Annotated in this window: 19 protein-coding genes and 1 pseudogene; 13 read left to right on the plus strand and 7 right to left on the minus strand. The window is 56.8% G+C overall.

Features of this window, described 5'->3' with window-relative positions:
- Nucleotides 1-24: 24 nt before the first annotated feature.
- Nucleotides 25-2,121, plus strand: coding sequence for a catalase (locus QO002_RS20950; protein ID WP_307233652.1), 2,097 nt, complete (start codon nt 25-27; stop codon nt 2,119-2,121).
- Between the two features lie 2,251 nt (nt 2,122-4,372).
- Nucleotides 4,373-7,402 carry a PAS domain-containing protein gene (locus QO002_RS20955; RefSeq protein ID WP_307233653.1) on the plus strand — a complete coding sequence of 1,010 codons (3,030 nt, stop codon included), beginning with the start codon at nt 4,373-4,375 and terminating at the stop codon, nt 7,400-7,402.
- Between the two features lie 329 nt (nt 7,403-7,731).
- Here QO002_RS20955 and QO002_RS20960 read toward each other — a convergent pair whose 3' ends face one another.
- The 3 genes from QO002_RS20960 to QO002_RS20970 are packed head-to-tail and all read right to left on the minus strand — an operon-like array spanning nt 7,732 to nt 10,249.
- Nucleotides 7,732-8,355 carry a response regulator transcription factor gene (locus QO002_RS20960; RefSeq protein ID WP_307233654.1) on the minus strand — a complete coding sequence of 208 codons (624 nt, stop codon included), beginning with the start codon at nt 8,353-8,355 and terminating at the stop codon, nt 7,732-7,734.
- Nucleotides 8,345-9,355 (minus strand): PAS domain-containing sensor histidine kinase, encoded by a 1,011-nt coding sequence (locus QO002_RS20965; RefSeq protein ID WP_307234997.1) that lies wholly within the window; start codon nt 9,353-9,355, stop codon nt 8,345-8,347. The genes QO002_RS20960 and QO002_RS20965 overlap by 11 nt, the downstream gene beginning before the upstream one ends.
- A gap of 42 nt (nt 9,356-9,397) precedes the next feature.
- A complete protein-coding gene (locus QO002_RS20970; protein WP_307233655.1) occupies nt 9,398-10,249 on the minus strand; it encodes a PAS domain-containing protein in 852 nt (283 codons plus the stop codon).
- A gap of 443 nt (nt 10,250-10,692) precedes the next feature.
- Here QO002_RS20970 and QO002_RS20975 point away from each other — a divergent pair, with 443 nt between their 5' ends.
- From QO002_RS20975 to QO002_RS21000, 6 genes are all read left to right on the plus strand, one after another.
- Nucleotides 10,693-11,667, plus strand: a complete 975-nt coding sequence (locus QO002_RS20975) for an alpha/beta fold hydrolase (protein WP_307233656.1) — start codon at nt 10,693-10,695, stop codon at nt 11,665-11,667.
- Between the two features lie 85 nt (nt 11,668-11,752).
- The gene (locus QO002_RS20980) at nt 11,753-12,376 is read left to right on the plus strand and encodes a pyridoxamine 5'-phosphate oxidase family protein (RefSeq protein ID WP_307233657.1); all 624 of its coding nucleotides are present in this window, start codon (nt 11,753-11,755) and stop codon (nt 12,374-12,376) included.
- Between the two features lie 2 nt (nt 12,377-12,378).
- Entirely contained in the window at nt 12,379-12,849 is a 471-nt protein-coding gene (locus QO002_RS20985) for a nuclear transport factor 2 family protein (protein ID WP_307233658.1), read from the plus strand.
- 12 nt (nt 12,850-12,861) lie between these two features.
- Entirely contained in the window at nt 12,862-13,713 is an 852-nt protein-coding gene (locus tag QO002_RS20990) for an alpha/beta fold hydrolase (RefSeq protein ID WP_307233659.1), read from the plus strand.
- Nucleotides 13,714-13,778: 65 nt separating this feature from the next.
- Nucleotides 13,779-14,504: a hypothetical protein gene (locus tag QO002_RS20995; protein ID WP_370878562.1), complete on the plus strand. Its 726-nt coding sequence runs from the start codon at nt 13,779-13,781 to the stop codon at nt 14,502-14,504.
- A 366-nt stretch (nt 14,505-14,870) separates the two neighbouring features.
- Nucleotides 14,871-16,094 (plus strand): alpha/beta hydrolase family protein, encoded by a 1,224-nt coding sequence (locus QO002_RS21000; protein ID WP_307233660.1) that lies wholly within the window; start codon nt 14,871-14,873, stop codon nt 16,092-16,094.
- 400 nt (nt 16,095-16,494) lie between these two features.
- Here QO002_RS21000 and QO002_RS31180 read toward each other — a convergent pair whose 3' ends face one another.
- The 3 genes and pseudogenes from QO002_RS31180 to QO002_RS21015 all read right to left on the minus strand — a co-directional run bounded on the left by QO002_RS31180 (nt 16,495) and on the right by QO002_RS21015 (nt 18,920).
- Nucleotides 16,495-16,554: a hypothetical protein gene (locus QO002_RS31180; RefSeq protein WP_503128900.1), complete on the minus strand. Its 60-nt coding sequence runs from the start codon at nt 16,552-16,554 to the stop codon at nt 16,495-16,497.
- Between the two features lie 395 nt (nt 16,555-16,949).
- On the minus strand, nt 16,950-17,333 hold the full coding sequence (locus QO002_RS21010; protein ID WP_307233662.1) for a VOC family protein: 384 nt from the start codon (nt 17,331-17,333) through the stop codon (nt 16,950-16,952).
- Nucleotides 17,334-17,544: 211 nt separating this feature from the next.
- Nucleotides 17,545-18,920 (minus strand): annotated as a pseudogene (locus QO002_RS21015) (transposase).
- A 321-nt stretch (nt 18,921-19,241) separates the two neighbouring features.
- Here QO002_RS21015 and QO002_RS21020 point away from each other — a divergent pair.
- A complete protein-coding gene (locus QO002_RS21020; RefSeq protein ID WP_307233663.1) occupies nt 19,242-20,468 on the plus strand; it encodes an MFS transporter in 1,227 nt (408 codons plus the stop codon).
- A 199-nt stretch (nt 20,469-20,667) separates the two neighbouring features.
- Here the strand turns inward: QO002_RS21020 and QO002_RS21025 are convergent, their stop codons facing one another.
- Nucleotides 20,668-21,357 carry a FadR/GntR family transcriptional regulator gene (locus tag QO002_RS21025; protein ID WP_307233664.1) on the minus strand — a complete coding sequence of 230 codons (690 nt, stop codon included), beginning with the start codon at nt 21,355-21,357 and terminating at the stop codon, nt 20,668-20,670.
- A 191-nt stretch (nt 21,358-21,548) separates the two neighbouring features.
- Here QO002_RS21025 and QO002_RS21030 point away from each other — a divergent pair, with 191 nt between their 5' ends.
- The 4 genes from QO002_RS21030 (at nt 21,549) to QO002_RS21045 (ending at nt 25,115) form a co-directional block, all read left to right on the plus strand.
- The gene (locus QO002_RS21030; RefSeq protein ID WP_307233665.1) at nt 21,549-22,349 is read left to right on the plus strand and encodes an ABC transporter substrate-binding protein; all 801 of its coding nucleotides are present in this window, start codon (nt 21,549-21,551) and stop codon (nt 22,347-22,349) included.
- Nucleotides 22,350-22,417: 68 nt separating this feature from the next.
- Nucleotides 22,418-23,092 carry an amino acid ABC transporter permease gene (locus QO002_RS21035; protein WP_307233666.1) on the plus strand — a complete coding sequence of 225 codons (675 nt, stop codon included), beginning with the start codon at nt 22,418-22,420 and terminating at the stop codon, nt 23,090-23,092.
- Nucleotides 23,089-23,826: an amino acid ABC transporter ATP-binding protein gene (locus QO002_RS21040; protein ID WP_307233667.1), complete on the plus strand. Its 738-nt coding sequence runs from the start codon at nt 23,089-23,091 to the stop codon at nt 23,824-23,826. Before QO002_RS21035 ends, QO002_RS21040 begins: the two co-directional genes overlap by 4 nt.
- A gap of 29 nt (nt 23,827-23,855) precedes the next feature.
- Entirely contained in the window at nt 23,856-25,115 is a 1,260-nt protein-coding gene (locus tag QO002_RS21045) for a cysteine desulfurase-like protein (protein WP_307233669.1), read from the plus strand.
- Nucleotides 25,116-25,122 lie beyond the last annotated feature (7 nt).

Raw genomic sequence — 25,122 nt, forward strand, 5'->3', positions numbered from 1 at the left:
AGTGCAACATGAAGGGGATCACACATGTCTGATGGCGCACCATTCAATGAAATCCGTGGATCTGGTGGCGAGACTCATCAGCAGTGTCCAGAGAAAAGCTCGCAGGATCGCGATGAAACGCTGACAACCAATCAGGGCATCGCGATTTCGGACAATCAGAACAGCCTGAAATCGGGCGCGCGTGGTCCGACGCTTCTCGAAGACTTTGTCCTGCGGGAGAAAATCTTTCATTTCGACCATGAGCGGATTCCGGAGCGCATCGTTCATGCCCGCGGCTCAGGGGCTCACGGATATTTCGAGGTCACCGACAATCTTTCCGATGTCACCAAGGCCGATCTGTTCCAGCGCGCCGGCGAGAAGACGCCTGTCTTCGTCCGTTTCTCCACCGTAGCAGGCGGCGCGGGATCGGTTGATACCCCGAGAGACGTACGCGGCTTTGCCGTGAAATTCTATACTAAAGAAGGCAATTGGGACCTCGTTGGCAACAACATTCCAGTCTTCTTCATCCAAGATGCGATGAAGTTTCCGGACCTTGTGCATGCAGTGAAAATGGAATCCGACCGCGCTTACCCGCAGGCAGGTAGCGCCCATGATACGTTCTGGGACTGGGCATCGCTCATGCCCGAAACCACCCACATGCTAATGTGGGCGATGTCAGACCGCACGATCCCTCGATCGCTTCGGACCATGCAGGGTTTCGGCATCCACACCTTCCGCTTCGTCGATGCCGACGGAAAATCCACCTTCGTGAAATTTCACTGGAGGCCGAAACTTGGCATCCAGTCCACGGTCTGGGAAGAGGCGCTGAAGCTGCAGGCCGCCGATAACGACTTTCATCGCCGCGACCTGTTCGAATCCATTGCCGCCGGGAATTTTCCGGAATGGGAACTCGGCGTCCAACTTTTCGACGAAGCGTTTGCCAAAAGTCTTGACTATGATGTTCTCGACCCGACAAAGATCATCCCCGAAGAAGTGCTACCGTTGCGCAAGGTCGGCCGGCTGGTGCTGGATCGCAATCCAGACAATTTCTTCGCCGAAACCGAGCAGGTCGCCTACTGTCCTGCCAACATCGTTCCCGGCATCGACTTCAGCAACGATCCTTTGTTGCAGGGTCGCCTGTTCAGCTATCTCGACACGCAGAAGTCCCGGCTCGGGACCGCCAATTTCCACCAACTGCCGATCAATGCGCCCAAGTGTCCCGTCATGAATTTTCAGCGGGACGGGCAGATGCAGATGACTGTGCCGAAGGGGCGGGCGAATTACGAGCCGAACAGCCTTGCCGCCCATGGCGAGATGGGCGGTCCAAGAGAGTGTCCCGTCACCGGGTTCCGTACCTTTGAGGGCCAGGCCCAGAAGCAGGAGCAGGGCGACAAGCTGCGTGTCCGTGCCGAACTTTTTGCGGATCACTTCAGTCAGGCGCGTCTGTTTTGGACATCGCAGACGACCTCCGAGCAGGCCCATATTGCCTCCTCCTTCGTCTTCGAACTGTCGAAGGTCGGCCTGGATCAGGTACCCCCGCGGATGGTCGCCAATTTGCGGAACGTCGATGAGGCGCTCGCCAAGCGCGTTGCAGATGGTCTCGGCATCGACTTGCCGAAGAAATCGCAAGCTGCACGGGAACCCGTTGATATGGCCCCCTCACCGGCACTCTCGATCCAGAAGAATATGATCGATACCGTCGAGGGTCGAAAAATCGGCATCCTTATCGCCGACGGGACCCATGCAAAAGTCCTGAAGAGCCTTGTCGACGCGATCAAGAAGGCGGGCGCGACGCCCTTCATTGTCGCGCCAAAGGTGGGCAAGGTTGCACTCTCTGGTGGTGAGCCAATCAAGGCTGATGGTCAGTTGGCCGGCTCACCCTCGCCTATCTTCGACGCTGTTGCCGTCCTACTGTCAGAGGAAGGCTGCAAGATGCTTCTCAAGGAAGGAGCCGCAATACAGTGGGTGATGGATGCCTTCGGTCATCTGAAGGCAATCGGCTTTGTCGAGACGTCCAAGCCCCTTCTCGACAAGGCAGGCATCGAACCAGATGACGGTGTGGTTTCATTGACCAACAGGTTCATCGAGGCTGCTGCCAAGCGGTATTGGGATCGTGAACCGAACGTGCGCATGTTGGTGTAGCCCCCTGGTGCTACGCCTCGGCAAAAATAGCCCCTGTTGTTTCGCAGGGGCTATTTCGTGTTAGGCGAGGACACACCTCTGTCTTGCCGGCCCCATCAGCTCTCGATATGGCGTGAGTTGTCGGCCGCGACCGCCCTCATCGTTTTCTACCTGCTGATCGCGTACGACGACAAGGGGCCTTGGCCATATTGGTCGCTGGACCATAAGCGGTGACGTGCCATATCCGGGCGCTGATAGCGATGCCGCTCGGATCGTCGTCGGCGGCTCCGGTTATCAGACTGGGGCCGAGTTGTTTGAGACCGCTGCTCTGCTTACCTCCGGATGGATCCGGGTCGAAATCGCTGCGGGCAAGCGGTGGATAGAATGTCGAATTCATGGGTTCCTCCCTGCCGCACATAACTTATTGCGCGCCCTCGAAGACATGGTTAGGACCTCCCAGCATCGCCATGAAACTGGGAGCTTGTTGAAACATCTGCGGCATGCGCTCACGGTCGAGCGAGGCCCCCTGTTCTGCGCGCAAGATTGTGTCGTTTCATTGGTAATGCAGACCAGCCCTTTTACGGTCGCGGTCTCGTCGCGGAGAGAAGTGAAGGAAAACGTCAATGTTGTCTCTTCTGGTTCGCCATACCGCGCCATGGCAGGTGGTCGAAGCGGCTGGCCTCCCCATTGAAGGCCTTTTCGATGATGGGGCTGAGGGCATACATGACGTCCGGCCATAGGTCGGGAAGCGTCGTGCCGATGGCACGTATTGCCCTCGGCCCCATGATCGGCCGATAGTCATTGGAAAAGAATTAGAGCTCAGGTCCCCGGAGAACGTACTTCGACTCCGGAGAGTTGAGGATAAGATTCACGGCGAATTTCAGCGTCGGAGGCCAGGCGTCCGGCATCCCCATTGGGTTCTGGGACCAATCGAATGCGTTCATTTCACTTGAAACGCCGCCTTCTCCCGTAAAAACAACGGCCTATAGAAACAGTCAGAATATCCTGCAAGTAACGCCCGCCTTACCTGACCGGATTTAAGATTGAATCTTATTCGAGGACCGGGGTGACTGATACACCAGGTTTCACCGACGAACTAGCATCTCGCTCGTATTAGCGCAGGCCAAAAAACGACAGTACAGCAATGACTATTACGACGAGTCCAACAATATAGATCAATCGGTTCATGACGAGTTCCTCTCAATTTCAACGTGTCAAAACGTTCACTGAAACAATTGGTTCCTTAGTCGAGCCAGCAGCGTTGGGGTAGCCACTGGCTCGCTTGTTTTGCTCATCTACAAGCGCACAAGCACCAGCGTCGAATTGACCGACGCCAGTATTATAGATTTCTAATACAACACGCAAACTTCACAAGGAAAATCTAGCAAGGTCTCTCTAACGATTGGCTGATTGGCGACGGCCGTCGGCCGTCGCGGGCATTTTTTTCGGGGTGGGTGCAGCATCGTTCCTTATCCTGTCTGCGTTGGCGAAAGATCGATTGGATCAGGTAGGCGGATCGACGGTAACTCGCGGCATGGCGATCCTTCGACTCGTCACATCCCTGAGTTGGACGATCGGGCAAGCCCCAGGGTGCGGTCCTCGTTTCGAAGACGGGATTCCCCGGAGTGTTCCTGGGGCCGGCTCCCTCGCAGCCTTGTCACTGGCAATCGTGGTCATTACCCACGTACGCGCCGTTGCGACAGTTTCAGAGGAGAGGCCTAAGTTGGGTCTCGAAGTTGCACCGGACCGCGTCAGCAATCATTGCGCTGGCCGCGTTTCAGGGGCTTCTGTTTGTAGGATTTGCTCTCTTCGCCGCGTATTTCCTGATGGCGCTCCTTTGGCCAACGTTGACATCGCTCTATCTCGGCCAAATTCCGAGAGCGGCCGGGATCGGAATCATCAGCATCGTCGGGATGGCCGTCGTGCAGGACCTCTTGCCGGGCGAGCTGGGATCGCCTCGGCGCTATTCGGCAACACGATCAGCGTTGGCTTCCTACTTTCGGGGCTCGGCACAGGTGTGTGGGCAAACGGGTTTGGATACTGGTCCCTGTTCTCACTTTGCACAGGCCTCTGCGGATTGGGTATAGTCGCGTTGTTGCCAGGCCGACATACATCAACAGTGTCGACGCGATAGGTCGTGATTCGATTATTGTCGGCCGAAGGGGTGGCAGCTCGTTTACCGTTAGCTATATGCACCCGTTGAAGTCGTTGTGATGGCTTTCCGTTACGAGCGACTACTTATCGTGGTCGTTGAGCGGGAGTGTGACGCAGGGTGGAAGTGGCAAGCGAGAACGCATCAAATTTGAACAGCGAAGCCCATGCCGATGCCACGGCACTGTTTGCCGGCGCCGGCGAGGTCCGTGCAATTGCACGGGATTTCGATTGGTCCGCGACCCCGTTGGGATCGTCATCGAGCTGGTCGCCAGCGTTGCGAACAATGGCGCGGTCGATCTTCGACTCGCCTTTTCCGATCTGTCTTTGGTCAGGTCCGCAATACGCGCTCATCTATAACGATCCGTATCGGCGCATCCTGGGTGCGAAGCACCCCTCGGCACTCGGGCAGCCCGGATCCAGTGTTTGGGCGGAGATTTGGGAAGAGCTGCAACCTCAGTTCGACAGTGTGCGGGCGGGCGACGATCCAATCCATTTCGAGGATGCACCTTTCGTCATGGCGCGGTTAGAAGGGGGAGGCTCAGAGACCGCATGGTTTAACTATTCGCTGTCGGCACTTCGCGACGAAGACGGCAGCGTCGCAGCGGTTCTCAACATTACGCCCGAGACGACCGGTCGTGTCTTGCTTGAGCAGCGTCTCCAGGAAGAGCAAACTGCGCTGGAAATGAGCGAGGAGCGTCTGCGTCTTGCAGTCAACAATGCCGATATCGGCTTTTGGGACGTCGATGTCATCGAGGGTCGGTTGACCTGGCCGCCTCGCACAAAGGCCATGTTCGGCATTTCGGCCGACGTCCCGGTGACCATGGAAAATTTCTATCAGGGGCTCCATTCGGATGATCGCGAAGGGACGATTGCGGCGTACCTGGCTGCAGCCGATCCTTTGCAGCGCGCTGTCTACGATGTGGAATACCGGACGATAGGCAAGGAAGATGGTGTCGAACGGTGGGTAGCGGCAAAAGGCCGTGGCGTGTTCGACAGTGCGGGACGATGTGTTCGGGTCACAGGCACTGCGCTTGAAATTACAGCCCGCAAGACTGCAGAGATTCGCCGCAATGCGCTGATCGAGCTGACTCAGGCCATTCGGGACTTGCAGGACACTACGGAGATCGCCTTCTCCGCCGCAGAAGTGCTCGGCCGAACACTTGGTGCCAGCCGGGTTGGTTATTCCGAAATAGATCCGATCTACGAGACCCTCCACACCGACCGTGATTGGACCGCGCCTGGAGTGGAAACGCTCGCTGGCGTATTACCGCTGCGAAGCTATGGCTCTTTCATCGACAGCCTCAAGCAAGGCGAGTTCATTGTTATCAACGATGTTCGCGAGGATCCCCGAACGACCGGCCCAGCCGCTGTCGCACTGGAAGGAAAGAGCACGCGTTCCTTTGTCAATGCACCGGTGCTTGAACAGGGAAAACTTGTTGCTGTCTTCTTCGTCAATCAAGGCGAGATAAAAAAATGGAACAGCGGCGATCTTGGTCTCATCAAAGAGTTCGCTGAGCGGACAAGCATAGCTGTCGCGCGGGCCCGCGGTGAGCACGCCTTACGCGATAGCGAGACGCGGCTTCGCGAACTGAACGAAACGCTGGAGACCCAGGTGGAGGCGCGCTCGGCAGAACGGGATCGATTGTGGAACCTCTCTCAGGACATGCTGGCGCGGGCCGACTATAGCGGCATGATGTCGGCGGTCAGTCCTGCCTGGACCCAGGTGCTGGGTTGGACCGAGCGCGAGTTGCTTACGCGCGGCTACGCCACGTTCATGCACCCCGATGACGAACCTCCAACGCTCGAGGCGATCAGCCGCATGGCGCATACTGGTCGGCCGACCCGTTTCGAGAACCGCATCAGCACTAAACAAGGCGGCTGGAAGCACATTGAGTGGACTGTCGCTCCGGAGCTGGATGGCGTGAACTTCATTGCCGTGGGGCGCGACCTCAGTCACGTGAAGGCGCGCGAGGCGGAGCTGGAACAAGCTCAAGAGGCGCTGCGACAAAGCCAGAAGATGGAAGCGGTGGGGCAATTAACTGGCGGCCTTGCTCACGACTTCAACAACATCCTTGCGGGTATCGGTGGAAGCTTGGAACTGATCTCCAAACGCCTGTCACAAGGCCGGCTGAGCGATGTTGATCGGTATGTCGTCGCGGCACAGGGAGCGACCAAGCGCGCCGCCAATCTTACAAACAGACTTCTCGCCTTCTCCCGCCGACAGACCCTCGTCCCGAAGCCGTCCAAACTGGATGATCTGGTGCTCGACATGCTGGACCTTATTAGCCGGAGCGTTGGGCCGCAGATCCGCGTCGAGACGACAAACTCCTCCGGGATCTGGAACACTTTTGCCGACGTTGGCCAGGTCGAAAATGCCCTGCTCAATCTTTGCATCAACGCGCGCGACGCGATGCCAAACGGCGGCACTGTCACGATCACGACTGAAAATACGGAAATCGATGAGGTTAACGCTCGGGCATTGTCGCTCGAACCCGGCCAGTACGTTCGCTTGTGCGTGAAAGACGACGGCGTGGGCATGCCGAAAGCTATCATGGAGCGTGCCACCGAGCCCTTCTTCACGACTAAACCAACGGGCCAAGGGACAGGCCTAGGACTGTCGATGGTCTACGGGTTCGCCGCGCAATCCGGGGGTGCGGTCAACATCAGGTCTGAAGTTGGGAAAGGCACGACGGTGACAATCCATCTACCCCGGTACACCGGGAAAATGCCGGGCAAAACCGAAGACGATAGCGAGATCCCCGTTGAGGCAATCACCACGAAGAAGACGATCCTTTTGGTGGACGACGAGGCACTCGTGCGGATGGTCCTTGCCGAAGAGTTGGAGGAATTGGGCTATACGATCGTCGAAGCTGGCGACGCCCTCCAGGCGTTGAAACTGGTAAACGACGTCGGAAAAATTGACCTGCTCCTCACGGACGTTGGTCTTCCCAACGGCATGAATGGCAGGCAGTTGGCTGATGCGGTAGTGCAGGCGAAACCGGGGCTTCCGGTCATCTTCATTACCGGCTACGCAGAGAAGACCGTCCTCAACGATGGTGACCTTGGTGCGGGCATGCTGGTCATGACAAAACCGTTCGCGACGGAGAAGCTTGCCCTTTTGGTGCGGGAAGTTTTGAACCCAGGATAAGGGCAATAGATAGGACATGCCCAGACGGCAATTCCTGAGACGAATGGCAGAGAAGAAGAACGTCTGCTTTCGGGAAAGCGCGCCAAGCGTTGGACGGCGGAAATGGCGGCGCATTGCGGAAATTGTTTCTGTTATCTGCTGCTGGCGGTTACGGGAAGTCTGTGGACTAGCAGCTCTTGGTATCCTTCGCCGAATACATGACGTTCAGGCCGAAGCGCGAAATTTTCAGGTCTGAATAATGACACACAGGCAAAGGCCCCTAGCAATGCCGATGTAGAGGTGTTGGTTCTTGCAAGGGAGCGAACCACATCTCCTTCAAATCGCAGATTTCAGGCCTCCAGAATGCCCGCGACCCTCACCAAATCTGCAACTGACGAAGCGTGCATTTTCCGCATCATGTGCCCACGATGAAGTTTTACCGTGGCCTCGGCGAGCTGAACCTCAGCCGCAATTTGTTTGTTCAGCTTGCCGGCGACAACCAATGTCATAATCTGCCGCTCGCGCTCGGTAAGTTTGGAATACGTCAGGCGCAATGCAGCCGTTTGATTTGCCTCTTCGCGTCGAGCGCTATCACTTGCCAAAGCGCGGTTCACCGCCTCAAGCAGGTCCTGCTCACGCACTGGCTTGGTAAGGACATCGATAGCGCCGGCTTTCATGGCGCGGACAGCCATCGCGACGTCGACATGCGCGCTGATCAGGACCACAGACCTTGGGTTCTGGCCGTTTGCGAGCGCCTCTTGAAACTCCAGGCCGCTCTGGCCGGGCAAGCGAATATCCAGGACAATGCAGCCTGTACGATCAGGATCATCCGCGGCAAGGAACTCAGCCACGGAGCAATGGGTTTCAGCGACAAGTCCGACAGACTCGAACAACCCTCTCAACGCTTCCCGCACGCTTTCGTCGTCATCAATGACAATGACAGTTGGCCGACCTCTCGTGCGATCATCGATCATGAACAAGGCCCTCTGCCATTGGCAAGGTGAACGTGAACATGCCACCGCTCCCATTCTGTCCCGATGAAGCCCAAATACGGCCGCCATGCGCTTCGACGATTGAACGACATATCGATAGTCGCATTCCAATACCGTCTGTCTTCGTGCTGTAGAATGCTTCGAAAACGCGCTCCAGCTCGTGGATAGGTACCCCGCGGCCCGTGTCTGAAACACTTACTATCACAAGCTGCTCTTCTGCCGTACATCGGATATCGATGCGTCTTACCCCGGAAGAAGCTGCCATCGCCTCGGCGCTATTCATGACCAGGTTTAAAACGACTTGCTGCAGTTGTGTCCGATCTCCTAAGACTTCGATAGGCATGTCGGCCATATCAAGACCAACCTCTATCCCGCGCCTTTGAAGTTCGCCGGTCAACAGATTCAGCACCTCACTTACGGCAGGTTTGAAGTCAGTTTGCTCAATTTTTGCAGGCAGTTTCTGAGCCATTGCCCGGATACTGGTGATAATGTCACCCGCGCGGTGTCCGTCCCTAACGATCCGTTCGGCGGCTAGGCGCGCCTGCTCCAAGTCCGTGTGACCCGGCTGTAGCCAGCGCAGGCATGTGCCGGCATTCGTGACGATTGCCATAAGCGGCTGGTTGACTTCATGGGCAATCGAAACGGCAAGTTCACCTGTCGCCGTCATCCGGGTCACGTGCGCGAGGTCACTCTGGCTTTGCCGCAGGGACTCTTCCGCTCGTTTGCGATCCTCGATATCCACGACGACGCCGTACCATCTCACAACATTTCTCTCTGAATCCAGAAGGGGGCATTGTCGAAGGTTAAACCAGCGATATTCGCCATCGGCGCGTCTGATGCGGGCATCTACTGGGCGACTTTTTTTTGAAGCCACGATCTCGTCCCAGGCCGTGCGCATTGGCTCGACATCATCGGGATGAAACATGCGATAAAAACCGAAGCCGACGAGCTCTTCAAAAGGCAGACCGACATAATCGATCAGGTTTCGATTGAAATATTCAAGCCGGCCATCCGAGGTGCAGGACTAGGCCATGGCGGGGATCGTGTTGATGATAAGATTGAGCTTGTGTTCACTTTCTCTGAGTGCCGCTTCGCTTTCCCGAAGAGCATTCTCCGCACGTTGCAGGTCTTCGATATCGATGTTGACACCGAACCAACGAACGACGCCGTTGGCATCGACCAGCTTGCGCCCTGAGAAGTAAAACCAACGATATCTGCCGTCTGCTCCGCGAATGCGCCCTTTCAAAATAGTGTGGTCGGAATGCTCGAGGTCTTTCTTCCAGATGTCCACCATGCCGGGAATATCGTCTGGGTGATAAAGCTCCAGGAAGCCCCAGTCGAGAATCTGGTCAGCAGGAAGGCCCGCATAGTCCAACCAGCTTTTATTGACAAAATCGGCGCTGCCATCCGGTCGCGCGGACCATACGAGAACAGGCAGCGAATTGATTATGAGGCTGAGGTTCTCCTCGCTGGCCGCAAGTGCAGTCTTGGTTTCCTTTAACGCGTTTTCGGCCTGTTTGCGGTCTTCGATATCGAGGACCACACCATACCATTTCAAGACATTTCCTTCGGCATCGAGCCGCGGCTTCTGCCGAAGCGTGCAGCAACGATATTGGCCGTCCGCCCGCCTGAGCCTGCCCTCGACCTCCCTCGCATTTTTCGAGGCCATGATCTCGTGCCATTCCGAAGCAAGGTGTGACGTGTCGTCGGGATGGAATATCCGATAGAACCTTTCTCCAGAGATTTCTTCAAGCGGCGCCCCGATGAAGTCGAGAAAGTGCTGGTTAGCGAAATCCAGCATACCTTCCGACGTTGCGGACCACACCATCGCGGGGATCAGATCAATAATGGGATCGGTTTCCGGCTCTTGTTCCACCGCACTCTCCGTTCACAGTATGAGACGTTCAGAAACCCTGAATTTCCCACTCCATGTCAGGAAATAGAGAAGGGTGGCCGATCGTCCGCTGGAAATTGTTACGGGATTTCCGCGAGTTGCGTAAGGACAAATCGATATACGAAGGTCTAGGGCTGCAATGCCATCGTCTAGTTGCATGTGACCTAGATCGCAATTGAGAGCGATTAAAAAACCGCTTACTCCTACACACACAGGCTTTTGAAAGGCGATGTCGTCTGGTCCGTCGTCGCGTTCCAATCGAACATTTACGTGCGCTGAAATACTACATCCCTGCCGTTTCCTGACCTGAGGCAACAGCCTCCGGTGACATTGTTTATCGCGACGGCGTTTGCTCGGTCTGAACGGCCCCAAGCAGCCTTCATTCGAAACCAATTTGTTCCATCTCGACCTATGGGGAGACTATCATGCGTAGTTTCATTGTGTGCTTCATGTTGGCGACCGCAAGCATGACTACGGCAACAGTGGTAAGTGTCCTGCCTGCGCAGGCCACAACGGAGGTTCGTGCAACTCCCGTTCCCATCCACTACCGTACCGCGAAAATCGACGGCCTCGATATTTTCTACCGGGAAGCCGGTCCGGCTGACGCTCCGGTCGTGCTGCTGCTCCATGGGTTTCCGACGTCCTCCCACATGTTCCGGAATCTGATTCCGCTCCTTGCAGACCGTTACCATGTGATCGCGCCGGACTATCCCGGTTATGGGCAAAGCGCGTCCCCCGATCGCAGCAAATATGCCTATACGTTCGCTGGAGCCGCCGATATCGTCGACAAGTTGATGGATCATGTCGCGGCCAAGAGCTATGCGATGTACGTCATGGATTACGGCGCGCCCGTTGGCTATCGGCTGGCCCTGAAGCACCCGGAACGGGTGAGCGCCCTGATCATCCAGAACGGCAATGCCTATGACGAGGGACTGAAGCAGTTCTGGGATCCGATCAAGACCTATTGGGCAGACGGATCAAAGAAGAGCCGCGAGGCGCTCTCCGGCCTCGTTACGCTTGAAACCACCAAATTTCAGTATACCGATGGCATGGAAGATGTGTCACGCATCAGCCCGGACAATTGGGTGCATGATCAGGCGCTCCTGGACCGGCCGGGTAATAGCGATATCCAGCTCGATATGTTGTACGACTACCGGACCAACGTGCCGCTCTATCCCGATTTCCAAAGCTTTTTTCGCGAACGCAAGCCACCCACACTGATCGTCTGGGGCAAGAACGACTATATCTTTCCTGAAGCCGGTGCTCATCCCTATCTCAAGGATCTTCCGGATGCCGAAATTCATATCCTGAATTCAGGTCATTTCCTGCTCGAAGAAAAGCTGGATGTCGTTGCTCCGCTGATCAACGATTTTCTTGATCGCGAGATTGCGACAGACTGAACTTGCAGCGTGCAACGGCAGACGAAACCAGGCTCGCACCGTCTCCCGACAGCGAGCCTGGCAACCACGTTCAGGAAGATCGATCATGCCCTACCATTTCCTTGAAGTCGCAGTGACAGCCAGCGTTCGGGACGCGCAGGCCGAGATGGGGGCCGACCAGATCTGGTTGGGCGACCACCACCGAGAGTCCGATAGCTTCACCGAGAACGAGATAGCCTTTATCGCCGCACGGGACAGCTTCTACATCGCATCGGTATCGGAAACCGGCTGGCCGTATGTTCAGCATCGTGGTGGTCCACAAGGCTTTCTCAAAATCGTCGACAGGAAAACGCTGGCTTTTGCCGACTACAGGGGCAACCGCCAATACATCAGCACCGGAAACTTTGCCGCAAATGACCGAGCCTGTCTCTTTCTGGTGGACTACCCGCGACGAGCACGCCTCAAGATTTACATGCATGTCGAGAGGCTGGCGCTTGATGCCGACCCCACGCTGACCGACTTTGTTTTCGACGCCGGTTACCGGGCAAAGGCAGAGCGGATTTTCCGGTTGCGGCTGGAAGCCTTCGACTGGAACTGCCCTCAGCATATCATCCCGCGCTACACCGAACTTGAAGTCGAGAAGGCGGAAAGACCGTTGCGCGAGCGGCTGACCCAACTGGAGGCGGAAAATGCGGAGCTGCGGGCGCGGCTCAAGGCCCCTGGAGAGTAATCATGGAGATCACAAGACCGCCCTTGCCGCCATTTTCGGTGGCTTCCGCAACAGAAAAAGTTCGACTTGCCGAGGATGGCTGGAATAGCCGCAACCCCGAAAAGGTGGCACTGGCCTATACCCCGGACAGCCAGTGGCGCAACCGTTCCGAGTTTGTGACTGGCCGCGAAGCAATTCTCGGCTTTCTGACCCGGAAATGGCAGCGCGAACTCGAATACAGGCTGATCAAGGAGCTTTGGGCCTTAAGTGATAATCGCATCGCCGTTCGGTTTGCCTATGAATGGCACGACGATAGCGGCAACTGGTTTCGCTCCTACGGGAACGAAAACTGGGAGTTTGGGGCCGATGGCCTGATGCGAAAACGCTTCGCCTCGATCAACGACGCGCCGATACAAAGCCAGGATCGCCAGTTTCATTGGCCGCTTGGCCGCCGGCCGGATAACCATCCCGGTCTCAGTGATTTTGGCTTTTAAGGCGAGGACAAGATGAGGCACCCAACCTATCACCGCATCGACATCGCTGGCCACGAAATGTTCTACCGCGAAGCGGGAGAGCCGACAAAACCGACCTTGTTGTTGCTGCACGGGTTTCCGTCTGCCAGCCACATGTTTCGCGATCTCATTCCGTTGCTCGCCGATCGATTCCACCTTGTCGCACCCGACATACCAGGCTTCGGCCAATCGGAAGCGCCCTCCCGCGGAAACTTCGCCTACACGTTCGACAATCTTGCCGGCCTCATCCAGAGGTTCATTGAGGTCCTTGGAATCGAGCAGTTTGCCCTCTACGTCTTCGACATCGGAGCACCAATCGGCTTCCGTATTGCGATGAAGTATCCGGACCGCGTGAAGGCAATCATTTCCCAAAATGGCAATGCCTACGAAGGAGGGTTGAGCGACGTCTGGAACCCCATCAGGCGGTACTGGTCTGATCCAACAACCGCCAACCGCGATGCCTTGCGCGAGATCATGAAATCTCCCGCCATCCGTTGGCAGTACGAACATGGTGTTTCGGACTTATCGAAGGTGTCTCCCGATGGCTATTCACTTGATGCCTTCTACATGACACGCCCAGATGCGGAAGAAATCCAGCTCGACATCGCGCTCGATTACGCGAACAACGTCGCCATGTATCCGAAGTTTCAGGCGTATTTCCGCCAATATCAGCCCAGGCTCCTGGCCATATGGGGCGACAAGGACCCATTCTTCCTGCGCGTCGGTGCGGAGGCCTTTAAACGCGATCTCCCGAATGCAGAGGTTCGTTTTCTGGATACAGGTCATTTTGCCCTGGAGACGCATTCGTCTGAGATCGCCGCCGCAATTGTGGACTTTCTGACTTAGCTGCGTTCGCACAAGCGGTCTGCCTTTCCCGCCGCTGCCTTATCGACTGTTTCAAAGACACCTCCATGGATGATTACCCGTTAGCATCGCGCCATGCGGTACCCGAAGAAGACATCATTGAGGCGAGAGCCTTTATCGATCTGTTTATGGTCGCGCCCCAAACGCTGGTGGATCAAGCCCAGTTTAGCTGCCTGCAATTGGGCGCTGGCTTTGCAATATCGCTGCCCAGCGCGCCCGCCATCGGTCTCAATCGGATACTTGGCATTGTAGCTCTTGAAGACCTCGACACGGCCTATGAGTGGATGAGTAAAAAGGCAGGCCGCCGCTACTTGCAAGTGAACGCTGCCACCGCTCCTCAACAGACACACGATTGGATAAGGAAACGGGGCTTTGTTCCCCAAGGCAACGGATGGGCAAAGCTACGGCGAGCAGCGCCTTCTACGCCACTCATCCAATCTGGAGAGGTTTGTACCCGGCAGGTCAAAGTCACTGAAGCTGACATCTTCGGTTCGATGATGTGCGTTGGATTTAATTTTCCGGCGAACCTTGCTCCGCTGTGGTCAGCGATCGTTGGGATGGATGGCTGGAGCTGCTTTTTCGCGGAATTGGAAGGCACGCTGATTGCGACCGGCGATGTACGCGGTAGGCGGCTTTGCGTGACTTGGTGGAGGCGCGACAGTTCCCGAGTTTCGCAATCGAGGGGCACAGAAGGCCCTCATTACGGCGCGTCTGAACCAAGGCGCCAGCCAGAGCAAATTTGTCGTCGAAACGGCCCAGCCCTTGGCTCATGAGCCGACTATCTCTCACGCCAATCTCATCGCCACCGGATTCAAGCAGATTTATATGAGAACGAATTATCGGCTTCCGGGCAATCCATAAGCGACGCCAGAGACCTTAGGACGACGATTGACGCTGTAGACTTCTATCCAATCGTTGCCTTGACGGATCAGTACTTGAAACTCCGGTCTGTCCTTCTGCTTCGCTCTTTTTGCACCCTACTGAAAGGGCCGAAAGCGGAACGGGGAAGCTTCGTCTAAGGAATCTTTTTTTGCATGGCTGCAATCCCTCCCAAACTAGTAGTAAGTTGTAGACCTGCTGGAAGCGACTTTCGATAGCCGTACGTTGTTACGAGAACTGTTGAACCAATGGAGGCAACAATGCTGCGCCTTATTCCAACGCTTGCAGCGATTTTAGTGCTGTGCGGGTTTTCTATTGTTTCCTCGCCTGCGGTGGCACAGGACAATCCGCCAATTCAGGTAACCTCCGGGATTGAGTATCAGTTTCTGGAGCGTTGGGATGTCGATCGGCTGAATCAGATACTGAAAGTCGATACGCCAAAGTTTGCTGGAATTCCCGTATCGTACAGTCCAGCGAGCAATGCAGTGCGGCTTTATCGCGTGACGTATCTCTCGGTTATCCCAGAGCATGGCAACACGCCGATTGTGGCGACTGGTCTGATCGCCATTCCGGAGACCGCGGACAAGGAATTTCCCATCGTCTCGTACCAGCATGGCACCGTTTACGGGAAGAAGGAGGTGCCGTCCTTCCCTGAGCAATCACCTGAGACTGAGCTGATGATCGCGCAGTTCGCTGGGCAGGGTTACATCCTCATCGGTCCGGACTACTTCGGACTGGGCTCATCCGATCAGCCCGATAGCTACCTGGTGAAAGGCAGTCATCAACAGGCTACGGTCGATATGCTAACTGCAAGTCAATCTGTTCTCGATCACCTCGATCTTCGCGGCAACCAACTATTCCTGGCGGGATGGTCGCAAGGCGGTTTCGTAACAATGGCGGCACTGGAAAGACTTGAGAGTTCAGGCGTACCGGTGCAAGCAACCGCAACAGCTAGCGCGCCGATCGATATCTTTGTGGCATTGAACGGCGTGCTGAACTTTCCCCGCAAGAATGATGCGCCCTGGCTGACAACGATCGTCATACTGTCGTCCTTCTCCTTTGAGAACTACTACCGCGTGCCGGGTCTCGCACGCTCTGTCATCAACGACGAGTACTACGAAGTTTCGCGAAAGGCATACGAAAGACAGCCCTTCAACCCCGCCGATGTCCCGACGGACGTACATAAGCTGGTTCGTGCCGAGTATTTTGATCCGCAGTTTTTCGCGGCTTCGGCCTATGGACGGCTCCTGCAAGAGGCCCAAGCATACCGCTGGGTCATCAAGACGCCGGTCCGAAACTACTACGGGGGAAGTGACGAGGCCGTTAGCGTCGGCCTGGGACAGCTTGCGATGACCTATCAGCACGCGATCGGAGCCGGCAATCAAAGCGTGGAAGCGATATCAACGGGAAGCACGACACATCGCGGCACCTTCGCCACGGCGGTGCCCCTGTGGAAGAACTGGTTCGACACTCTCTCCAAGTGACGAATGGCCTATGTCCAAGCCCAATTGCTAACGATCCACGTCCGCGCGTCGTCGTTCCGAGCGTTGGCGGTAAACGCCCAACCTGGCCGACAACAGCGGCACAAGCCGTGGCTTCAAGCGCATCGCTTCAATCTCCCGAAATGATTGAAGCTGACCGACTCGGCGTTGCCTGCACTCAACATGTATGCCGGAGGCTCGCACCGAACAGTTATTTACCGAACTGGGCTAGGTTCAGTTGCGCGCGCAACCTGACGCCATCGAAGATGAGTGCGGACAGGCCAACAAAATGCATAATTTCAATGCCGCCGCCAATAACTGCGCCGCCGACGACATGGGCAAATGGAAACTCGCCGATGCCCCGAATCAGAAATCCCGCAGAAGACAGGACGACGGCGCAAAGTTAGAGCAGGGTTTTGTCAAAGCTGTAGGTATGGGGGAAAGGGAACTCGACGCCAAGCATCGCGACGAAATGCGTCGTGCAATTGTTGACCCGGCGACCATGCCTGCCAGTAGAGAAACGCCGCTTTCTTGACGAGATCGCGCCTGGAACCCACTTTGTGAAAAAGATTCGACGCCAGCCAGGCACCGACGCCACATACGAGTATCGCCGACAAGACGTAGAGCGGATCGTGAATATGGAGTGATGCCCGACCTTCCAGGTCGCCTATACTATCAAGCCGTCGAAATCCCTCGCCAGCCTTCTCGGCGTTCGTCGATGCTTTCCGGTATCGACCGGGAATGCGTTAGGTCGCACACCACAACGTCTCCTATTGGCGCATGGGCGACCACGGGCGTTCGTCGGTGGTCGGGATTCGGCTTGGCACGCGTGTCAGCAATTTGGTCGTATTTGAATCTTCACCCACGAGCTGGCTGGAACAGCTCGACTAGGTTCCCAGAAGGATCAATCAACAATATCTGCATCCCACCCGGTCCGGTGACAGTTTCATTCCGGAACCGTACGCCAGCCATCCGCAACCGCGTCACCTCGGCCGGCAAGTCATCGACAATAATGTGAATGCGGTTCCAGCCTCCGGGACCTGGCTGCTCTCCGTCTGGCATCGGCCGCCCCGCCGAACTCTTCGGCCCGCTGAGTAGGAGCCTCAACGCACCGCGCCTTACATCTGCAAAAGCGGGGGCGTGGTTCGAAATTAGCGCGAAGTTAAGGTGGCCGGTATACCAGGCGATAGATGCCTCAACGTCATTGACCATGTAGCGGACGTTAACGGACGCATCGGTCATTGGTCATCCTCCGAAATCACCCGGTGAACCCTGGGCGGCGTTAGCCACCGGCTTGGCGCGAGCGCCACTATAGCCCTTGTGCCACAAAAACTGCAATTGACGGCGCAGCGGCCGAGCTTTTGTCGCCTGTCGGCCGATACCGTTGAAAAAGGCGTGTGTTGATCTTGCTCCGACGTTTCCGTCGTAGGGACGTGCCGAGATGTATTTCCCTTCACGCCGGTTTTGGCATTGGGGGGATTAGCTTTGCGAGTTTCCGGAGGTTTTGGGCGGCGGCGGCGGGGTGGAACTCATCACGCGCTCCGTTCGGCCCTCGTAATCGCAGGCGATCCAGTTTGAGGATGCGTTTGAGGTGGGCAAAAAGCATCTCGACCTTTTTCCTCTGATGCCTCGACGTAACATAGGCTTCGGTCTTGGCGATATCGCGCGCCAAGTCGCGAGCGCCCTCATGGATGGAGCGTGGTATCTTTCGCGCCCGGGCGTTCGGGCAGCATCGAGGTTTCAGGGCGCAGGCATCGCAGTCGAGTTTGCTGGCCCGATAGCGTACCATGCCATCTTCATCCACGAGTGGACGTTCGTTTTTGTAGGTGATTTGTCGAGAGCGTAACTCCTTGCCACCAGGGCAGGTATAGAGATCGCGCCTGTGGTCGTAAGCAAAGTCGGCACGCTCGAATGTGCCATCACGCCGTTCGGACTTGTCGAAGACTGGAATATGCAGCTCTATCCCGCGTTCGTGGACCAGCCAGCCCAACATCTCTGCCGAACCATAGGCGCTGTCGGCGGCCAACCGTTCCGGAAAGAGACCGAAGCTATCCTAAGTACGGTCAATCATGGTGCGTGCCGCGCCGAGCTCCGCCTGCCGGATCGCACGGCTCGCCTCGACATCAACGATGACGGCATTATCCAAATCGATCAGATAGTTGGTAGCATAAGCGAAGAAGGCGTGGCCTTTCATCGCTCCGGTCCATTGAGCTGCCGGGTCCGACCTCGATACGAACTTCGGCTTTGCTTCGCTGGCGTCACCCCATGCTGCGTCATCCAGCGTGTCGAGATATTCCTGAACCGAGCGGCGGGTCTCGGCCTTAGCTTTGCAGTCGACCGTTTCCGATCCGTCCGCTGAGCGCTGCCTGTTCGCATCCACCTTGATCGGGCTCGCATCGACGGCGAAGCCTTCGCCGCCGACAAGGCCCTCTTCGATGCAACGCCTTACTGTCGTGCCGAACAGTTCGCGCAGCAGATCGCTATCCCGGAAACGACCATGCCGGCTCTTGGCGAAAGTCGAATGATCCGGGACATCACCTTCAAGGCCGAGCCTGCAGAACCAGCGATAAGCAAGGTTCAGATGCACCTCTTCACACAGCCGACGCTCCGAACGGATGCCGAGGCAGTAACTAACGATCAGCATGCGGATCATCAGGTCCGGATCAATCGAGGGGCGCCCGATCTGTAGAAAGGGCGCAAGTGAGACCGAAGACCAGACAGATCGACGAAGCGGTCGATAGACCGAAGAAGATGGTTCGCCGGGACGTGACGCTCGATGCTGAACCCGTAAAACAGCGCTTCCTGCGCTATCGTCCGCTCGCCCATCATCGGCACATCCTCCTAAATCCCTAGAAGGAGTGAAACAGAACTTCGCACCGACAGCAACGCCGACTTTTTCAACGGTATCGGCGCAATCTTGCCTTCGGCCATTGTCCAGGGACGCCAGTCATCAAATATGTGAGCGTTGGCGGGTACTCTTAGTCTGAACATTTCTTGGGCGTGATAGATGTTGCAATGAAGCACGCACGATAATACTCGTGCCACACGGGCCGGCCAATGCTTTAGCTTCGAATTTGAACAAGCGGCCGGCAGTCGCCATGGGCCTCAACAGCGCGGGGCCAATTCATCAGTCGTTGTCGGAAAATCAATATGGATAGCATTCAACCCGTCCGGGACAGTGTCCTGCTGCATCCGGGTTACCTCAACTTCGCAGCCTCCCGTGTTTTTTCCTCTCTTGGCTTCCAGTCGGTGGCCGTCGCCGTGGGCTGGATGATCTACGACCAAACGCATAGTGCTTTTGCCCTTGGACTTGTCGGACTCTGCCAGTTCCTGCCCATGGTAGTGCTGACCTTCGTTGTCGGACAGATCGCGGACCGTTTCGACAGGCGAAGGATCGGCCTGGTGTGTCAACTGGTCGAGGCATCGACCGTTTTGGTGCTTGCATTTGCCGTTTGGCACCAGTCCTTGAACGCTACGGGTATCCTGATAGCCGTTGCCATTCTCGGTGCGGCGCAGGCCTTTGAGCGGCCGACGATGGCTGCACTTCTGCCGAACATCGTTCCGATCACGCTTCTTCAAAGATCAATTGCAACCACAACATCGATGATGCAGACGGCCTTGATTGTTGGCCCATCACTCGGCGGCTTGCTGTACGGCCTGGATGCCGTCGCTCCGTTTGCCGTGTCCTTCGTGCTGTTTCTCATCGCCAGCATCAATGTGATTTCCATCCGCATGGAGCGGCGAACGGCCCCGCGCCAGCCAATAACCCTCGCCTCGGTGTTTGCAGGCGTGTCGTTTATTCGCAGCAAGCCGATTATGCTCGGCACCATCTCGCTCGATCTGTTCGCCGTGCTGCTGGGCGGCGCAACGGCGCTCCTACCGATGTTTGCCCGCGACATTCTGCACGCGGGGCCGTGGGGGCTCGGTCTTCTGCGAGCAAGCCCGGCAATCGGCGCACTGACCATGTCCATCGTCTTGGCACGTTATCCGCTAAAGACCGGGGCGGGCAGAAAAATGTTCTGGGCAGTTGCCATTTTCGGCCTTGCAACCATTGTCTTTGCTCTGTCCACGAGCATTGCATTGTCGGCCGCAGCTTTGTTCGTTGTTGGAGCCTCCGACACCGTTAGTGTCGTGGTACGCAGCTCTCTTGTACAGCTGCTCACCCCCGATGAAATGCGCGGACGTGTCAACGCGGTCAACTCCCTGTTCATTGGAACATCCAATCAACTGGGTGAATTCGAGTCCGGTATGATGGCCGCGTTACTCGGCCCAGTGCTCACCGGTGTGGTGGGCGGCGTTGGTACAATTATCGTTGTGCTTCTGTGGATACGCCTGTTTCCTGCTCTCACGCAGGTGAAAACATTGGACGGTGGCTGAGCGTTAATTGCGTGGAGTTTGGACGCAAGCAATATGCCGTCAAACGTATGCCAACGCCTTGAAGGAATTGCACCGAACCCATTCGGAAATCACTATAATTCCGACGTCTTTTTATAATCAATCCGTTACATCGATTGTGGCGATAGGCATGTTTATGAACACTATACGCCTCCCAATTCCGACGAAGGTTTACTAACCATCAAGGATCTAGCCCAGCACACCGCGCTGTGTTGCGGATGTGTGTCTCCATTTCCAGGCGAGCGACCGCCGGGTCGTTGGCGCGCAGGGCAACGATAATACGCCGGTGTTCCGCGATCGAGGCGTTCATCCGTGAGGGATCGGTGATCGGGATCGGTTGGCGCTGGGTTTCCGTCAGCTGCTCGCGCACGTTCTGGTATAGGGCACGCAACATAACGTTGCTGCAGGCGGATGCGACAATCGCATGGAATTCCAGGTCCGCCTCGACATTGGCCAAGAGGTCTTGTTTTGCCCAGCATTCTTCCATCTGTCGCGTGAGGCGCTCCATCTGGTCGAGTTGGATTGCGGTCAACCGCCCGGCCGAAAGACTGGCGATTTGTCCCTCCAACATGATGCGGGTCTGGAACACGTCGAACACCGAATAGCTGTCGGAATAACGCCATGGCGCCATATGGTTCGATGCGGAGGATGGGCCGCCGGAAACGAATGTGCCCCGCCCCGCCTCTGTCTTCAGCAAGCCCAGTGTTTCCAAGGTTAGCAACGCTTCCCGAAGCGATGCCCGGCTGATGCCGAATTTCTGCGAGAATTCCCGTTGCGACGGGATCTTCTCGCCCAGCTTCAGGCTGCCGTTCTGGATCATACTCTGGATCTCGCGGGCGACGGATTGGGGTACCAGGGTCTTGTTCAGCATCGCATGTGTTTTCCATCTGTCCCGTCGGCGCGGCTCTGCGCGACAAGCGCCATAGCCTATTTTTGCGCCAAGTCTATTTTATCGACACCGTGTCTTGCAATTGCCAAACAAGCGTGCTTGTCTGGTCCTACTGGTCTGACCAGTTAGACCAAGCGTAAACGTGTTAAGGCCAAAAAATCAAGGGGAACCTCATGAAAGCGCTTATACTCATCAAATCCGCCCTGCTGTCCGGCGTTCTTGCCGCAGCGAGCTTCGTCTCGTCAACCGTTGCCGCCGACCTGACCGTCGGTGCCAACATTGGCAACGTGCCGTGGGAATTCCAGGATGCCTCAGGCAAAACCGTCGGCTTCGAAGTCGATCTCGTGACCGAAATCGGCAAGCGGCTGGGCAAGTCGATCGAGTTCGTCAACATTCCGTTCAGCGGCCTGTTCTCCGCCGTGCAGTCTGGCCGCATCAACATGGCGGTCTCCTCGATCACCATTACCGAGAAACGGCTGGAATCCGTGACTTTCGCGCAGCCCTATTACGACAGCGACCAGTCGCTGACAGTGACTGCTGCCAGCGGTATAACCGGGCTTTCGGGCATGGAAGGCAAGGTCGTCGGCGTCGATACCGGTTCGACCGGAGACATGTGGGCGACGACCAACACGGCAAAGTACAAGCTCGGCGAAATCCGCAAGTTCGAGGGACTGTCGCCAGCTATGCTCGACCTTGTTGCCGGCCGCGTCGACGGCTACATCAGCGACATTCCAGCACTGCTCTACTACGTCAAGGACAAGCCGGAACTGAAGGTCGTCGAGCGTATCACAACGGGCGAGAAATACTCTGTGATGTTCAACAAGGGCGATCCACTGGCGACCGAGGTCAACGAAGTCATCTCGACGCTGAAGAAGGAAGGTTTCGTCGCCAAGCTGCACGAGACCTGGTTCGGCGCTAAGGCAGAGGACACGACCTCGACCGTGATGGTCATGGACATGCCGGCTGCCAAGTAAACCGTACTCCCTCGTGATGGCGACGCTACGGCGCCGCCATCACCTCCACAGTGACAGCCGGTGACCTCATGAACCTGCTCAATACCTTCTTCAACATACCGATCCTGATCAACACCTTCCCGCTTCTGCTGTCGGGACTGCTGGTCACGCTGGAAATCGGCATTACCAGCATCCTCGCCGGCCTCGTCGGCGGATTGTTCCTGGCGCTCGTCCGACTTTACGGACCCGGCCCGGTTCCGTTTTTCGCCAAGATCTATATCGACATCTTCCGATCGATCCCGTTGCTGGTGCTGCTGATCGTTGTTTACTACGCCCTGCCCTTCGTCGGTATCCGGTTCTCGCCCTTCGTCTCGGCCGTCGTGGCCCTTACGCTGGTGTCCTCGGCCTACACGGCGGAGATTTTCCGCGCCGGCATCGAGGCCATTCCGCACGGCCAGTTCGAAGCTTCCCAGGCGTTGGGCCTTTCGGGCCGCCATATGATGGTCGATGTGATCCTGCCGCAGGCTATCAAGATCGTCATCCCCCCGCTCACCAACAATTGCATCAACGTGCTGAAGGATACGGCGCTCGCCTCCGTCGTCGCCATGCCGGATCTGTTGAAACAGGCGACGCAGGCACAGGCATTGTCCGCCAATCCGACGCCGTTGATCGGTGCGGCGCTCATCTACGTCGCCCTCCTCTGGCCACTGGTCAGCATCGTTGCGCGGCTCGAAAAACACTTCGGCGGGGAGAAGCGCCCATGAGCCCGCTCATCAAGATCACCAATCTGAAAAAGGCCTATGGCATTTTCACCGTCCTGCACGGCATCGACCTCGATATTGCCGAGGGCGAGGTGGTCTGCGTTATCGGGCCATCCGGTTCCGGGAAGTCCACGCTTATCCGCTGCATCAATCGGCTGGAAGCCTTTTCCAACGACAGCAGCATCGTGGTCGATGGCGTCACCGTCGGACCTGGCAAGGCGCTGGCAAAGGTGCGCGCCGAAGTCGGCATGGTGTTCCAGTCGTTCAACCTCTTTCCGCATCTCACGGTGCTCAAAAACGTCATGCTCGCGCCGATGCGGGTGCGCGGCACGAAGCCGGCTGATGCTGAATACAAGGCTCTCGAACTGCTCGCCCGTGTCGGTATTTCCGAACAGGCGGAAAAATATCCCGGCAAGCTCTCCGGCGGCCAGCAGCAGCGCGTGGCGATCGCCCGTGCTCTCGCCATGGAGCCGAAGGTGATGTTGTTCGACGAACCGACGTCATCGCTCGATCCGGAAATGGTCGGCGAGGTGCTGGACGTGATGAAGAAGCTTGCCGGCACCGGCGTGACGATGGTGGTCGTAACCCATGAAATGGGTTTTGCCCGGCAGGTGGCCGATCGCGTCATCTTCATGGATGGCGGTCGTATCATCGAAGAGGGCACGCCCGCCGACATCTTCGACAACCCCAAGGAGGAACGGACACGCAGCTTCCTGCGCGCCGTTCTTAACCACTGAGAAAAACAAAAGACGGTCTGGAGGACCACATGCCGAACCAAGACAAGCTGGACATCGATTTCGTCCGCAACCAGTTTCCCGGTCTTTCCCATGGCTGGACCTTTTTCGACAATGCCGGCGGATCGCAGATCCTGAAACGGGCCGTCGAGCGGATCAACACCTTCCTCTATGACAAGAACGTCCAGATCGGCGGCACCTACGACGTCTCGCAGCAGGCCGCAAAGGCACTCTATGAGGCCCGGACTGCGGCAATGCATCTCGTCAACGCGTCACGCCCCGAGGAAATCGTTTTCGGCAGCTCCACCACGGCGCTCTTGCAGAATCTCGCTCGTGCGATGACGAGCCAGCTGACGCCAGGAGACGAGATCATCGTCACCATCGCGGACCACGAATCCAATATCGGCCCGTGGGACAAGCTGCGGGACGCCGGTATTGTGATCAAGGTCTGGCCGCTGAACAAGGATACCTACGCGCTCGATCTTGCCGATCTCGAGCCGTTGATGTCGGATCGCACCCGGCTCGTCTGCATCACCCATGTGTCCAACATTCTGGGCTCGATCAACCCGGTGCGCGAGATCGCCAATTTCGTGCACGCCAAGGGCGCTCGCATCTGCGTCGATGCCGTCGCCTATGCGCCGCACCGCGCGGTTGACGTTCAGGCTCTCGATGTCGATTATTATGTCTTCAGCCTCTACAAGACCTATGGTCCGCATTACGCGCTGATGTACGGCAGATACGATCACCTGCTGGAGCTGGATACGCTCTACCATTATTTCTACGGCAAGGACAAAGTGCCGGGCAAACTGGAGCCCGGAAACCCGAACTATGAACTCGCCTATTCCACCTGCGGCATTGTCGATTACTTGTGCGAGCTGGGCGAAAAGGCCGGGGAGACCGGTTCAACTCGCGAAAAGATCGTGGCCGCCTATGGCGCGATCACGACGCAGGAAAATGCCCTCGTCGATCGGCTCCTCGGCTACCTCAGGAGCCGCAACGACTGCCGGATCATTGGGCGCAGCTCGAACGCAGATGGCAACCGTATTCCAACCATCAGCTTCGTCTTCGATGGCCGTGATGCGGCTGAAATCTGCAGGGCCATGGATGCCCACAGAATCGCGATTCGCTTCGGCGATTTTCATTCGCGCCGGCTGGCGGAGTATCTTGAGCTCACCGAAAACAATGGCATGGTTCGCGTGTCGATGGTTCACTACAACACGATCGAGGAAATCGACCGGATGACCGAGGCACTGGACACCATCCTTACCGGCACCGTTACCACCACAGCCTGACGGCAGG

The organism is Pararhizobium capsulatum DSM 1112 (genome assembly GCF_030814475.1).
Taxonomy (GTDB): domain Bacteria; phylum Pseudomonadota; class Alphaproteobacteria; order Rhizobiales; family Rhizobiaceae; genus Pararhizobium; species Pararhizobium capsulatum.

What these genes read in the sequence shown, in the direction of transcription:
- QO002_RS20950 (WP_307233652.1), top strand. Translation starts at nt 25, where the DNA reads ATGTCTGATGGCGCACCATTCAATGAAATCCGTGGATCTGGTGGCGAG.
- QO002_RS20960 (WP_307233654.1), bottom strand. Translation starts at nt 8,355, where the DNA reads ATGATCGATGATCGCACGAGAGGTCGGCCAACTGTCATTGTCATTGAT.
- QO002_RS20975 (WP_307233656.1), top strand. Translation starts at nt 10,693, where the DNA reads ATGCGTAGTTTCATTGTGTGCTTCATGTTGGCGACCGCAAGCATGACT.
- QO002_RS20980 (WP_307233657.1), top strand. Translation starts at nt 11,753, where the DNA reads ATGCCCTACCATTTCCTTGAAGTCGCAGTGACAGCCAGCGTTCGGGAC.
- QO002_RS20985 (WP_307233658.1), top strand. Translation starts at nt 12,379, where the DNA reads ATGGAGATCACAAGACCGCCCTTGCCGCCATTTTCGGTGGCTTCCGCA.
- QO002_RS20990 (WP_307233659.1), top strand. Translation starts at nt 12,862, where the DNA reads ATGAGGCACCCAACCTATCACCGCATCGACATCGCTGGCCACGAAATG.
- QO002_RS20995 (WP_370878562.1), top strand. Translation starts at nt 13,779, where the DNA reads ATGGATGATTACCCGTTAGCATCGCGCCATGCGGTACCCGAAGAAGAC.
- QO002_RS21000 (WP_307233660.1), top strand. Translation starts at nt 14,871, where the DNA reads ATGCTGCGCCTTATTCCAACGCTTGCAGCGATTTTAGTGCTGTGCGGG.
- QO002_RS21010 (WP_307233662.1), bottom strand. Translation starts at nt 17,333, where the DNA reads ATGACCGATGCGTCCGTTAACGTCCGCTACATGGTCAATGACGTTGAG.
- QO002_RS21020 (WP_307233663.1), top strand. Translation starts at nt 19,242, where the DNA reads ATGGATAGCATTCAACCCGTCCGGGACAGTGTCCTGCTGCATCCGGGT.
- QO002_RS21025 (WP_307233664.1), bottom strand. Translation starts at nt 21,357, where the DNA reads ATGCTGAACAAGACCCTGGTACCCCAATCCGTCGCCCGCGAGATCCAG.
- QO002_RS21030 (WP_307233665.1), top strand. Translation starts at nt 21,549, where the DNA reads ATGAAAGCGCTTATACTCATCAAATCCGCCCTGCTGTCCGGCGTTCTT.
- QO002_RS21035 (WP_307233666.1), top strand. Translation starts at nt 22,418, where the DNA reads ATGAACCTGCTCAATACCTTCTTCAACATACCGATCCTGATCAACACC.
- QO002_RS21040 (WP_307233667.1), top strand. Translation starts at nt 23,089, where the DNA reads ATGAGCCCGCTCATCAAGATCACCAATCTGAAAAAGGCCTATGGCATT.
- QO002_RS21045 (WP_307233669.1), top strand. Translation starts at nt 23,856, where the DNA reads ATGCCGAACCAAGACAAGCTGGACATCGATTTCGTCCGCAACCAGTTT.